General features: G+C 56.7%; 12 protein-coding genes. 7 read left to right on the top strand and 5 right to left on the bottom strand.

The features are described 5' to 3' along the window. The first annotated feature begins 18 nt into the window (after positions 1–18). From ruvC to ruvB, 3 genes are all read left to right on the top strand, one after another. Positions 19–546, top strand: a complete 528-nt coding sequence (gene ruvC, locus ACX3P5_RS10300; protein ID WP_031377446.1) for a crossover junction endodeoxyribonuclease RuvC — start codon at positions 19–21, stop codon at positions 544–546. Positions 547–642: 96 nt separating this feature from the next. Beyond that, complete coding sequence (gene ruvA / locus ACX3P5_RS10295) at positions 643–1,257, top strand: Holliday junction branch migration protein RuvA (RefSeq protein ID WP_031377445.1); 615 nt, start codon at positions 643–645, stop codon at positions 1,255–1,257. Positions 1,258–1,265: 8 nt separating this feature from the next. Further along, a complete protein-coding gene (gene ruvB / locus ACX3P5_RS10290; RefSeq protein ID WP_233987937.1) occupies positions 1,266–2,270 on the top strand; it encodes a Holliday junction branch migration DNA helicase RuvB in 1,005 nt (334 codons plus the stop codon). Here the strand turns inward: ruvB and znuB are convergent, their stop codons facing one another. Beyond that, positions 2,271–3,056, bottom strand: a complete 786-nt coding sequence (gene znuB, locus ACX3P5_RS10285; RefSeq protein WP_336755441.1) for a zinc ABC transporter permease subunit ZnuB — start codon at positions 3,054–3,056, stop codon at positions 2,271–2,273. It lies immediately after the preceding gene. Continuing rightward, positions 3,053–3,808: a zinc ABC transporter ATP-binding protein ZnuC gene (gene znuC / locus ACX3P5_RS10280; protein WP_336755439.1), complete on the bottom strand. Its 756-nt coding sequence runs from the start codon at positions 3,806–3,808 to the stop codon at positions 3,053–3,055. Before znuC ends, znuB begins: the two co-directional genes overlap by 4 nt. 77 nt (positions 3,809–3,885) lie before the next feature. Here znuC and znuA point away from each other — a divergent pair, with 77 nt between their 5' ends. From znuA to lpxM, 3 genes are all read left to right on the top strand, one after another. Further along, complete coding sequence (gene znuA / locus ACX3P5_RS10275) at positions 3,886–4,833, top strand: zinc ABC transporter substrate-binding protein ZnuA (RefSeq protein ID WP_233987940.1); 948 nt, start codon at positions 3,886–3,888, stop codon at positions 4,831–4,833. 13 nt (positions 4,834–4,846) lie between these two features. Continuing rightward, positions 4,847–6,178 (top strand): murein DD-endopeptidase MepM, encoded by a 1,332-nt coding sequence (gene mepM, locus ACX3P5_RS10270; RefSeq protein WP_233987941.1) that lies wholly within the window; start codon positions 4,847–4,849, stop codon positions 6,176–6,178. Positions 6,179–6,303: 125 nt separating this feature from the next. Then, positions 6,304–7,278 carry a lauroyl-Kdo(2)-lipid IV(A) myristoyltransferase gene (gene lpxM / locus ACX3P5_RS10265; RefSeq protein WP_233987942.1) on the top strand — a complete coding sequence of 325 codons (975 nt, stop codon included), beginning with the start codon at positions 6,304–6,306 and terminating at the stop codon, positions 7,276–7,278. A gap of 28 nt (positions 7,279–7,306) precedes the next feature. On the opposite strand, the gene ACX3P5_RS10260 is transcribed toward lpxM, so the two are convergent. From ACX3P5_RS10260 to ACX3P5_RS10250, 3 genes are all read right to left on the bottom strand, one after another. Beyond that, positions 7,307–8,539, bottom strand: a complete 1,233-nt coding sequence (locus ACX3P5_RS10260) for an MFS transporter (RefSeq protein ID WP_233987943.1) — start codon at positions 8,537–8,539, stop codon at positions 7,307–7,309. Positions 8,540–8,623: 84 nt separating this feature from the next. Beyond that, a complete protein-coding gene (gene pyk / locus ACX3P5_RS10255; protein WP_233987944.1) occupies positions 8,624–10,066 on the bottom strand; it encodes a pyruvate kinase in 1,443 nt (480 codons plus the stop codon). Between the two features lie 119 nt (positions 10,067–10,185). Next, positions 10,186–11,052 carry a MurR/RpiR family transcriptional regulator gene (locus tag ACX3P5_RS10250; protein ID WP_458968655.1) on the bottom strand — a complete coding sequence of 289 codons (867 nt, stop codon included), beginning with the start codon at positions 11,050–11,052 and terminating at the stop codon, positions 10,186–10,188. Between the two features lie 365 nt (positions 11,053–11,417). On the opposite strand from ACX3P5_RS10250, the gene zwf reads away from it, so the two are divergent. Next, positions 11,418–12,893: a glucose-6-phosphate dehydrogenase gene (zwf, locus tag ACX3P5_RS10245; protein WP_031377491.1), complete on the top strand. Its 1,476-nt coding sequence runs from the start codon at positions 11,418–11,420 to the stop codon at positions 12,891–12,893. The last annotated feature ends 61 nt before the right edge of the window (positions 12,894–12,954 follow it).

Genomic DNA, 12,954 nt, shown 5'->3' with positions numbered 1-12,954 from the left:
CTTAACCGGAGAGGCGTAATGTCGATTATTCTGGGTATCGATCCCGGTTCGCGCATCACCGGTTATGGTGTCATTCGTCAGACTGGCCGCCAGCTCACCTACCTGGGCAGCGGCTGTATCCGCACCAACACCACAGAGCTGCCCGCCCGCCTGAAGCTGATTTATGCGGGCGTCTGTGAAATCATCACCCAGTTTTCGCCCGATTACTTCGCCATCGAACAGGTGTTTATGGCGAAGAATGCGGATTCCGCGCTGAAACTGGGACAGGCGCGCGGCGCGGCTATTGTCGCGGCGGTCAACCACGATCTGCCGGTATTCGAGTACGCCGCGCGTCAGGTGAAACAGACGGTGGTCGGCATCGGCAGCGCCGAGAAAAGCCAGGTGCAGCACATGGTGCGAACCCTGCTGAAACTGCCGGCCAACCCGCAGGCGGATGCCGCCGATGCGCTGGCCATCGCGATTACCCATTGCCATGTGTCGCAGAATGCCGCGCGGATGAGCGACAGCAAGCTGGTGCTGACCCGCGGGCGTTTACGATCGGGTTAAGCGCACTGTCGCAGCGCTCCCCCGCAGGCTGGATATTCATCCAGCCTTTTTTATGTTATAAAATCCGCCACATTCGTTAGTTAAGGAAGTATTCAGGTGATAGGTCGTTTACGGGGCAATATTCTGGAGAAGCAGCCGCCGCTGGTGCTGCTTGAGGCGCACGGCGTAGGCTATGAAGTCCATATGCCCATGACCTGTTTCTATGAGTTACCTGAACTGAATCATGAAGCGGTGATTTTTACCCACTTCGTGGTGCGCGAAGATGCGCAGCTGCTGTTTGGCTTCAACAGCAAACAGGAGCGAGCGCTGTTTCGTGAGTTGATTAAGGTGAATGGCGTCGGCCCGAAACTGGCGTTAGCGATCCTCTCCGGCATGTCGGCGCAGCAGTTTGTCACCGCGGTCGAGAAAGAGGAGATCGCCTCGCTGGTGAAACTGCCGGGCGTGGGCAAGAAGACCGCTGAGCGTCTGGTGGTTGAGATGAAGGACCGCTTTAAAGGGATGCATGGCGATCTGTTTGGCGGTGATTCTGCCTTTACGCTGACCACGCCGAACGCGGAACCGGAAACCAATGATGCGGAAGCCGAAGCGGTTGCAGCGCTGGTGTCGCTGGGTTATAAACCGCAGGAAGCCAGTCGTATGATCAGTAAAGTCGGTCGACCGGATGCGGATTGCGAAACCCTGATCCGCGAAGCGCTACGCGCCGCCATTTGAGGTAAGTCATGATAGAAGCCGACCGCCTGGTCTCTGCTGTAAGCGTTAACGAAGAAGAGAGTCTCGATCGCGCCATTCGCCCGAAGATGCTGACCGAGTATGTGGGTCAGCCGCAGGTGCGTGAGCAGATGGAGATTTTCATCAAGGCAGCCCAGCTGCGCGGCGATGCGCTGGATCATCTGCTGATCTTTGGTCCGCCGGGGCTCGGGAAAACCACCCTGGCGAACATCGTCGCCAATGAGATGGGCGTGAACCTGCGCACCACCTCCGGTCCGGTGCTGGAGAAAGCGGGCGACCTGGCGGCGATGCTGACTAACCTTGAACCGCACGACGTGCTGTTTATTGATGAGATCCATCGTCTGTCACCGGTGGTAGAGGAAGTGCTCTATCCGGCGATGGAAGATTACCAGCTGGACATCATGATTGGTGAAGGCCCGGCGGCCCGCTCGATTAAGCTCGATCTGCCACCCTTTACCCTGATTGGTGCCACCACCCGCGCCGGTTCACTCACCTCGCCGTTACGCGATCGCTTTGGCATTGTGCAGCGGCTGGAGTTCTATCAGGTGAAAGATCTGCAGCACATCGTCGGCCGCAGTGCCGCCTGTCTGGGGCTGGCGCTGAGTGAAGAAGGGGCGTTAGAGATCGCCCGTCGCGCCCGCGGAACGCCGCGTATCGCCAACCGTCTGCTGCGCCGGGTACGTGACTTCGCCGAAGTGCGCGCTAACGGTGAGCTGAGCGGTGAGGTTTCTTCCAGCGCCCTTGATATGCTGAACGTCGACAGTGAAGGGTTCGATTACATGGACCGCAAGCTGCTGCTGGCGATTATTGATAAGTTCATGGGCGGACCGGTCGGGCTGGATAACCTGGCGGCGGCCATTGGCGAAGAGCGTGAAACCATTGAAGATGTGATCGAGCCGTTTTTGATCCAGCAGGGGTTCATTCAGCGCACACCGCGCGGCCGGATGGCCACGCAGCATGCGTATCGTCATTTCGGTATCACCCGCGAAGTCTGATCAGACCGCCGGTTTACGCACCATGCTGAAGATAAACAGGATGGCGGCGCACAACACCACCGATGGACCGGCGGGCGTGTCATAAAAGGCCGAGAAGGTCAGGCCGCCGGTAACGGCGAGCACGCCGATAACCACCGCCACGCCAGCCATCCCTTCGGGGGAACGGACAAAACGACGTGCGGTGGCGGCCGGGATGATCAGCAGTGACGTAATGATCAGCGCACCCACGAACTTCATCGCCACCCCAATCGTCAGCGCGGTGACCAGCATCAGAATCAACCGGGTTCGCTGAATATTGACGCCATCCACCTGTGCCAGCTCCGGGCTGATGGTCATCGACAACAGCGAACGCCACTGCCACGCCATCACCAGTAACACCACCACCACGCCGCCACCCATCATCCAGAGATCGTCCGGCGTGACCGCCAGCAAATCGCCAAACAGATAGGCCATCAGGTCAACCCGCACGTTCTTCATCAGGCTGACCACCACCAGACCCAGCGACAGCGCGCTGTGCGCCATGATGCCGAGCAGCGTATCGATCGCCAGATGCGGACGTCGCTCCAGCCAGACCAGGCCCAGCGCCAGACAGACCGTCACCAGGATCACGGCGTAATAGGGGTTAACGTTGAACAGCAGGCCAAAGGCGACGCCGAGCAGTGAGGCATGGGCCAGCGTATCGCCGAAGTAGGACATTTTGCGCCAGACTACAAACGACCCCAGCGGGCCTGCAGCCAGCGCTAACATCACGCCGCCTATCCAGCCCGGTAGTAACAACTCAATCATGATGAACCCTGTCCTTTGCGTAAAACAATGCGTCCCTGAAGGTCGTGACGGTGATTATGGTGGTGACGGTAAATCGCCAGCTGTTGCGCGCCGCGAGGACCAAACATGGCGATAAATTCGGGATGTTGCGACACCGCTTCCGGCGTACCGGAACAGCAGATGTGGTGATTAAGGCACAGCACCTCATCGGTTTTGGCCATCACCAGATGCAGATCGTGAGAAACCATCAGCACGCCGCAGTTCAGTTCATGGCGTAGCTGATCGATCAGATCGTACAGCGCCACCTGACCGTTAACATCCACGCCCTGGGTCGGCTCATCCAGCACCAGCAGCTGCGGCTGGTTGAGCAGGGCGCGCGCCAGCAATACCCGCTGGGTTTCACCGCCGGAGAGTTTTTGCAAAGGCGCATTGAGCAGGTGACCCGCCTGGACGCGTTTAAGCGCTGGCAGAATTTCCGCGCTTTTACTGCCGCGCGATAAACGCATAAAGCGTTCTACCGTCACCGGCAGCGTTGGATCGATGTGCAGTTTTTGCGGCACATAACCGATGCGCAGCCCAGCATCACGCCGGAGCGTACCGCTGGTCGGGGCTAATAATCCCAGCACCACGCGCACCAGTGTCGACTTTCCCGCGCCGTTGGGACCCAGCAACGTCAGAATACGGCCCGGCTGCAGCGCCAGGCTGACGCCAGACAACACCGTGCGCTGGTCAAATTTGATCGAAACGTTTTCGAGGCTAACAAGTGAGGTCATAGTATTTACAGGTTGCACAGAATTTCGAATGTTATAATATCACATCCCATCACCCGGTCACGATGGAATGACGCATAATGTTACATATTAAAAAAGGTGCACTTTTCGCCTTAACTGCTTTCTCCGCAACAGCTTCTTTTACCTTTCCTGCTCACGCCAATGTTGTGGCTTCACTGAAACCGGTCGGATTTATCGCGGCGGCCATTGCTGATGGCGTGACCCCGGTCGATGTTCTGCTGCCGGACGGGGCCTCGGAGCACGATTATGCCCTGCGCCCATCTGATGCAAAACGCTTAAAAAACGCGGACTTAGTTGTTTGGGTCGGGCCGGAAATGGAAGCCTTTATGGCGAAGTCTGTGGCTGAACTGCCGGCTAAAAAAAATCTGTCGATGGCCGATATCAATGGGGTGAAACCGCTATTGATTAGCGGTGGTGAAGATGAAGATGAACACACAGCGGAAAAATCCGAAGCCGCAGAGGCCGATGCCCATCACCATCATCACGGCGAGTTTAATATGCACCTCTGGTTGTCGCCGGAGATAGCGCGGAAAACCGCGGTTGCAATCCATGAAAAATTATTGGAACTTATGCCGCAAGATAAAGCCAAACTTGACGCCAACCTCCAGCAGTTTGAGGTAACTTTGGCGGACACGGACAAACGCGTTAACGCACAACTCGCGCCGGTCAGAAATAAAGGATATTTCGTTTTTCACGACGCTTACACGTACTTTGAAAAACACTACGGTCTCTCGCCCACCGGGCATTTTACCGTCAATCCTGAGATTCAACCGGGCGCTCAGCGTTTACACCAGATACGAACACAGTTGGTTGAGCAAAAGGCGGTCTGCGTCTTTGCTGAGCCACAATTCAGGCCAGCAGTCATCGATGCTGTCGCCCGCGGAACGCAGGTGCGTAAAGGTACGCTCGATCCGCTGGGAACAGACATCAGCTTAGCTAAAGATAGCTACGTGAAATTCCTCTCACAGCTGTCGAGCCAGTATGCAAGCTGCCTGAATGGAGCATGAGGAATAGGTAAAAGTGCAGCAGATAGCCCGCTCTGTCGCCCTCGCATTTAATAATTTGCCGCGCCCCCACCGCGTTATGCTGGGTTCTTTAACTGTTGTGACACTGGCCGTCGCCGTCTGGCGGCCTTACGTCTATCACCCCACCGATGATGTGACGCCTATCGTCAAAACCATCGAGCTGGATAAAAACGAACTCCGCACGCTGCTGCCGGAAGCCAGTGAGCCGATTGATCAAAGCACACCGGAGCCGGACGAAGAGCTGCCTGCAGACGACGTCGATACCGGCGTGCCTGACACCCCAGGCGTTCATGAATATACGGTCTCCTCTGGCGATACGCTGAGCAGTGCGCTGAATCAGTATGGCATCGACATCGGCGACATCAATTCGCTGGTGGTCAGCGACCGTGATTTACGCAACCTGCAGGTCGGACAGCAGCTGAGCTGGACCCTGGCCGACGATGGCAGCCTGAAAACCCTGAGCTGGGAGATCTCCCGCCGCGAAACCCGTACCTATGAGCGCACCCCAAAAGGTGGCTTTAAAATGGACGCGGAGTTGCAGAAGGGCGAGTGGCGCAACAGCGTGCTGCAGGGCGAAGTGCGCGGCAGTTTTGCCGCCAGTGCCCAGCGCGCCGGGTTAAGCCGTGCCGAAGCCAGCGGCGTGATTAAAGCGATGCAATGGCAGATGGATTTCCGCAAGCTGCGGGCCGGCGATCAGTTCAGCGTGTTAATGTCACGTGAAATGCTCGACGGCAAAAGCGCCCAGAGCCAGCTGCTGGGCGTACGCCTGCGCAGCGGAGGTAAAGATTACTACGCCTTCCGTGCTGAAGATGGCAAATTCTACGATCGCAACGGCTCCGGCCTGGCGCGCGGCTTCATGCGCTTCCCGACCGTGAAGCAGTATCGCGTCTCCTCTAACTTCAACCCGCGCCGTCTCAACCCGGTGACCGGACGCATCGCGCCGCATAAAGGCGTCGACTTTGCGCTGCCGATCGGCACGCCAGTGCTGGCAGTGGGCGACGGGGAGATCGTAGTGGCGAAGAACGGCGGGGCCGCCGGTAACTACGTGGCGATCCGTCACGGTCGTCAGTATATGACGCGTTACATGCACATGAAGAAAGTGCTGGTGAAGCCGGGACAAAAAGTGAAACGCGGCGATCGCATCGGGCTGTCAGGCAACACCGGCCGCTCAACCGGGCCGCATCTGCACTTTGAAATCTGGATTAACAACCAGGCAGTCAACCCGTTAACGGCGAAGCTGCCGCGGATGGAAGGCCTGACCGGCAAAGATCGCAGCCAGTATATGGCGCAGGTGAAATCCTGGCTGCCGCAGCTGGGGCTGAAATAAGCGTATTTCGCCAAATCGCGCAGAAACCGACGGCAATCCCGTCGGTTTTTTTCTATCTGGCGCACGATGATTGCAAATTTGCCCGTCGTCACTATCATTAGCCGGTCATTGCTTGAGGCGAGTGCATGGAAACCCGAAAAAAAAATAACGCTGAATTTATTCCTGTTTTTGAACGTTCATTTCTCAAACCTAAATACTGGGGAAGCTGGCTGGCGATTGCTGGACTGGCCGGTATGGCGATGTTACCGCCCAAAGTGCGCGATCCGCTGCTGGGTCGTTTAGGCCGCTTTGCCGGCAAGCTGGCGAAAGGCGCACGTCGTCGTGCCCTGATCAATCTCTACTATTGCCTGCCGGAACTGAGTGAGACCCAGCGTGCCGCGCTGGTTGACGAGATGTTCGCCACGGCACCGCAGGCGATGGCAATGATGACCGAGTTAGTGCTGCGCGATCCGGCCCGTATTCGCGAGCGCGTAGAGTGGCATGGCCGTGAGATTATCGATCAGATGCAGGCTGAGCAGCAGAACGTCATTTTTCTGGTGCCACACGGCTGGGCAGTGGATATCCCCGCGATGCTGCTGGCATCGGAAGGGCAGAAAATGGCCGCGATGTTCCATAACCAAAGCGATCCGCTGCTCGATTATGCCTGGAACACCGCGCGTCGCCGTTATGGCGGCCGGTTACATGCCCGCAATGACGGTATCAAACCCTTTATCAGTTCCATCCGTCAGGGCTACTTTGGCTACTATCTGCCCGATCAGGATCATGGCCCGGAGCACAGCGAGTTCGTGGACTTTTTCGCCACCTATAAAGCGACGCTGCCGGCACTGGGCCGTTTGATGAAGCTGTGCCGCGCCCGCGTGGTACCGCTGTTTCCGGTCTATAACAGCGACACGCATAAGCTGGAAATCTATGTGCGGCCACCGATGGACGATCTGCTGGAAGCGGATGACCATCAGCTGGCGCGCCGGATGAATGAAGAAGTCGAAATTTTCGTGCGCCCGCATCCGGAACAGTACACCTGGATACTGAAGCTGCTGAAAACGCGCAAAGGCGACGATATCGAACCCTATTCGCGCAAAGAACTCTACCCGCGCAAATAGCAAAAAGGCCGCGCAAGCGGCCTTTTTCTTACAGTGCTTCCAGCTTACTGCGCCGTTTGCGCTCCCGCATAAACACAATTACCAGACCAAACCACAGCACACCGCTGATAAAGTTAATCAGACAGAACCACAGCGTGCCGCCACTGAAGTAGCCACTTTTCGCCAGTTCAATGCCGATAGCCAGCGTCAGAATGCTGATCATTCCCAGCATCGCCGCCACGCTGCCTTTGCCTTCATCGCTGGCGTAAAGCGTCAGGCGATAGAGTCCGGCATTGACCATGCCCGCGCCAAAGGCGTACAGGCTGAGCCCGGCGGTAATCAGCAGATAGCCGTGACTGTTCATCAGGCTCGCCACCAGCGCCAGGCTCAGCCCGATAAGGATCGGCCAGGCGGCAAACTTCACCGGCTGCTCAATCGGCACCCGTCCAGCCAGCTTACTCAGCGTCAGATTACCGGCGATCATCGCCAGGAAGACCGGCAGCTGCAGCAACGCATACTGCATACGCGACAGCCCTTCGTCATGCATCAGGATCACCGGCGACAGCGCCACCCAGGTGAGGATCGGGATAAATACCAGGCCGATAGCGAACGATCCCGTCATCACCAGCCGATCTTTCATCAGACGACCGTAGTTACGCGCCAGATTCGGCAGCGCAATCGAATGAGTGCGATCGCCGGCGGTTTCCGGCATCACTCGCCACAGCACAACGAAGGCCAGCAGGCTACAGGCAGCGAACAGCCAGAACATGCTGCGCCAGCTGCCGACGGTGAGCCAGGCGGCGCCCGCCAGCGGACCGGCCAGCGGGGCCAGCAGCGCGACGTTGGCCATCAGCGCCATCATTCGTACCGCCAGCGCTTCATCAAACGCCTCCTGAATTGCGGCATAGCCGACCGCACCGATAAAGCACAGGCTGATCCCCTGCACAAAGCGCAGGCTGACAAACTCTTCGATAGAGCTGACCCAGTTAGTCAGCAGACAGGCGGCAGCAAAAAACAGGATACCGAACAGCATGACCGGACGGCGGCCAAACTTATCGGAGAGCGGGCCCAGCAGCCATTGCAGCACCACGCCGCCAATCAGGTAGGCGGTCAGCGAGGTAGAGACCCATTCCGGGCCGACGTTAAATTCTGCCGTGACGATCAGCATACCCGGCTGGATCATGTCATGGGCAATGTAGGTAGCAAATTCGAATAACACTAATGCCAGAGGAAATAACAATACCCGGCCGGTGAGCTGGCTGATGGGGTGAAAACGGGCCATCTGGCCTCCTTGTCAGAAAAGAAAACGCGACTGGCAGGCAGTCGCGTCTTTTATTCTACACTGGCAATCTCAACCCGGTGTCAATTAATCCACGCGCAGCACGCGAGTGGTATTGGTGGTGCCGGTGGCGCCCATGACGTCGCCCTGAGTAACAATCACCAGGTCGCCTGAGACCAGGAAGCCTTTATCACGCAGCAGGTTAACCGCATCGTGCGCGGCCGCCACACCGTCGTTGTTGCTGTCAAAGAACACCGGCGTCACACCGCGATAGAGCGCGGTCAGGTTCAGGGTGCGCTCATGACGTGACATGGCGAAAATCGGCAGGCCGGAGGTGATACGGGAGGTCATCAGCGGCGTACGGCCCGATTCCGTCATAGTGATGATGGCGGTCACACCCTGCAGGTGGTTAGCGGCATACATCGACGACATCGCAATCGCTTCTTCTACGTTGTCGAACTGCACATCCAGACGGTGCTTCGAGACGTTAACGCTGGGGATCTTCTCTGCGCCAAGGCAGACTTTAGCCATCGCCGAAACGGTTTCTGCCGGATACTGACCGGCGGCGGTTTCAGCCGACAGCATCACGGCATCGGTTCCGTCCAGCACGGCGTTGGCCACGTCCATGACTTCTGCACGGGTCGGCATCGGGTTGGTAATCATCGACTCCATCATCTGGGTGGCGGTGATGATGGTGCGGTTGAGCTGGCGGGCGCGACGGATTAAGGCTTTCTGAATCCCGACCAGTTCCGGATCGCCAATTTCCACGCCGAGATCGCCACGCGCGACCATCACCACATCAGAGGCGAGAATAATGTCATCCATCGCTTCCTGACTGGCCACCGCTTCGGCACGTTCTACTTTCGCCACCAGTTTGGCATCGCAACCCGCTTCACGGGCCAGACGACGCGCATAGTTCATGTCTTCGCCACAGCGTGGGAACGAGACCGCCAGATAGTCGACCTTGATTTTCGCCGCGGTGATGATGTCTGCTTTGTCTTTTTCAGTCAGCGCTTCAGCCGACAAGCCGCCGCCGAGCTTGTTAATCCCTTTATTGTTCGACAGCGGTCCACCGACGGTCACTTCGGTGAACACTTTCATCTCCTGCACTTCCAGCACTTTGAGCTGCACGCGACCATCATCCAGCAGCAGGATGTCGCCAGGCACGACGTCGGCTGGCAGACCTTTATAGTCGATACCAACGCGCTCTTTGTCGCCTTCGCCTTTACCCAGGCTGGCATCCAGCAGGAAACGATCGCCGATGTTGAGGAAAACTTTGCCTTCTTTAAAGGTAGAAACGCGAATTTTTGGACCCTGCAGGTCACCGAGGATCGCGACATGGCGACCCAGTTTTGCCGCAATCTCGCGCACTTTATCTGCACGTAGCTGGTGATCTTCTGGCGTGCCGTGGGAGAAGTTGAGTCGAACAACGTTAGCGCCAGCCGCGATGATTTTTTCGAGGTTATTATCACGATCGGTAGCCGGGCCGAGGGTTGTTACGATCTTGGTTCTTCTGAGACGTCTTGACATGAAGGACTCCGTTAACAAATAAGCCGGTCCTGATCTCCGGACGCGGCATGGTTAGCTATTCTATATGATCGATGGGTTGTGATACGACTCACATTGTAAATGTGATGTTAATTATTTTGTTATGTATCTTGTTCCCGAATGGCGTGCTTTTCGTAACGCGACGCTTTCAGCGCCTGTTTAACGCGCTTGAGGTTTTCCCGGAAAGGCGTTCCGCGTTCCAGAGTGAAACCGGTCGCCAACACATCGATCACGGTCAACTGCGCCAGGCGCGACACCATCGGTAGATAGACATCAGTATCTTCCGGTACATCAAGCACTAAAGCCAGCGCGGCTTCGTCGGCAAGGGGCGAGTCGGGAGAGGTGATGGCAATAACGGTGGAACCGTTTACACGGGCCAGGCGAGCCAGTTCTACCATATTTTTTGTGCGGCCAGTATGTGAAATGAGAACAAAAACGTCACCGGCTCGACTATTTATACAACTCATGCGCTGGATCACAATATCGTCCGACCAGAAGACCGGCAAATCAAAGCGCAGAAATTTTGTGAAGGCGTCATGCGCCACCACCGCTGAAGCGCCCAGACCAAAAAAAGCGAGTTTATCCGCCCCGGTCAGCAGCGTGACTGCCTGCTGCAGACTCGCGGCGTCCAGCTGGTTGCGGACCTGTTGCAGGCCAGCCAGCGCCGAATCAAAAATTTTATGGCTGTAGTTTTCCACATCGTCATGCTGCTCTACGCCACGACTGACCCAGCTGCTGCCTTTCACCAGGCTTTGCGCCAGCTGCAGTTTGAAGTCCGGAAAACCGCGCGCGCCTAACCGATGGCAAAAACGGTTGACCGTGGGTTCGCTGACGCCCGCTGCGCGCGCCAGCGTGGCAATGCTGGAGTGCATCGCAGCCTGCGGCGCTGCCAGAATCTGCCCGGCCACTTTCTGTTCCGCTTTACTCAACGCAGCCTGCTGCGCCTCAATCTTTTCCAGCATATTCATAAGTGGATGACCATTATCACTTTTATCGATTTCAATTATTGCTGTCGCTGGCAGCCATTAACAGAGACTATATCGCGTTAGCGCGGGTCGGGCGCAAGGGCGGATAAGCCGGACGCGCTTTTTTTTGGCATACTTTGAGCGGTGCCGGATTTTGCCTGACAACATCAGACACAGAAAAAAGCAGAAATGCGCACGCGTCATCACACGCGCTGACACTATCCGGTACAGAGTTAATGCGGTTGACCCGGCGTGTCGGTTTACCTGGCGCGGGGAAAAAAGTACATTGTGCTGAAAGAAAATAACAACCTGGACCCGGTGGCAGAGGATGCATCACCATCGGATTATCCTGCAACGAGGAGAGGAAAATGGCGGTTACACAAACAGCCCAGGCATGCGATCTGGTGATTTTCGGTGCCAAAGGCGATCTTGCACGCCGTAAACTGTTGCCTTCACTGTATCAGTTAGAAAAAGCGGGTCAGATTCACGAAGAGACCCGCATCATTGGCGTAGGCCGCGCCGAGTGGGACAAAGCGGAATACACCAAAGTGGTACGTGAAGCGCTGGAAACCTTCATGAAGGAGAAGATTGACGAAGCGCTGTGGGATAAGCTCAGCGGCCGTCTCGACTTCTGCAACCTCGATGTGAATGACACCACGCACTTCCCGAAACTGGGCAAGATGCTGGATCAGAAAAAACGCACCACCATCAACTATTTTGCCATGCCACCGAGCACTTTCGGCGCCATCTGTCAGGGGCTGGGCACCGCGAAGCTGAATGCCAAACCGGCGCGTGTCGTCATGGAGAAGCCGCTCGGCACCTCACTGGAAACCTCACAGGAAATCAACGATAGCGTCGGTGAATATTTCGATGAGAGCCAGGTGTTCCGTATTGACCACTATCTGGGCAAAGAGACGGTACTGAATCTGCTGGCACTGCGCTTTGCCAACTCGATTTTCGTCAATAACTGGGACAACCGCACCATCGACCACGTACAGATCACCGTGGCGGAAGAGGTCGGGATTGAAGGCCGCTGGGGTTACTTCGACAAAGCGGGCCAGATGCGTGACATGATCCAGAACCACCTGTTGCAGATTCTGACCATGATCGCCATGTCGCCGCCTTCCGATCTCAGCGCTGACAGCATCCGTGATGAAAAAGTGAAGGTGCTGCGTTCGCTGCGTCGCATCGATCAGACCAACGTGCGTGAGAAAACGGTACGTGGTCAGTACACCGCGGGCTTCGTGCAGGGTAAAAAAGTGCCGGGCTACCTTGAAGAAGAGGGTGCCAATAAATCCAGCGCCACCGAAACCTTCGTCGCCATCCGGGTGGATATCGACAACTGGCGCTGGGCGGGCGTGCCGTTTTATCTGCGTACCGGCAAACGGTTACCGACCAAATGTTCAGAAGTGGTGGTCTACTTTAAAAACCCTGAGATGAACCTGTTTAAAGATTCTTATTCAGAGCTGCCGCAGAACAAGCTGACCATTCGTCTGCAGCCGGATGAAGGGGTGGATATCGAGATCCTGAACAAAGTGCCAGGCCTCGACCACAAGCACAAGCTGCAGACCACTAAGCTGGATCTGAGCTACTCCGAAACCTTCAACCAGTCGCATCTGGCGGATGCCTATGAACGCCTGCTGCTGGAAAGTATGCGCGGCATTCAGGCGCTGTTTGTCCGCCGTGACGAAGTGGAAGCGGCCTGGACCTATGTCGATTCCATCATTGAAGCCTGGGCGGCGGATGGTGATTCTTCCAAACCGTATCAGGCCGGCACCTGGGGCCCGGTTGCCTCGGTGGCGATGATCACCCGCGATGGCCGTTCGTGGAACGAATTTGAATAACGGAACCTCTGAGGCCCGCACTGTGCGGGCCTTTTTTTTGTCCGACGCAAAGGCAGAAAAG

Source organism: Pantoea sp. S-LA4, from assembly GCF_054482835.1.
This window is presented reverse-complemented; position numbering and strand designations above follow the sequence as displayed.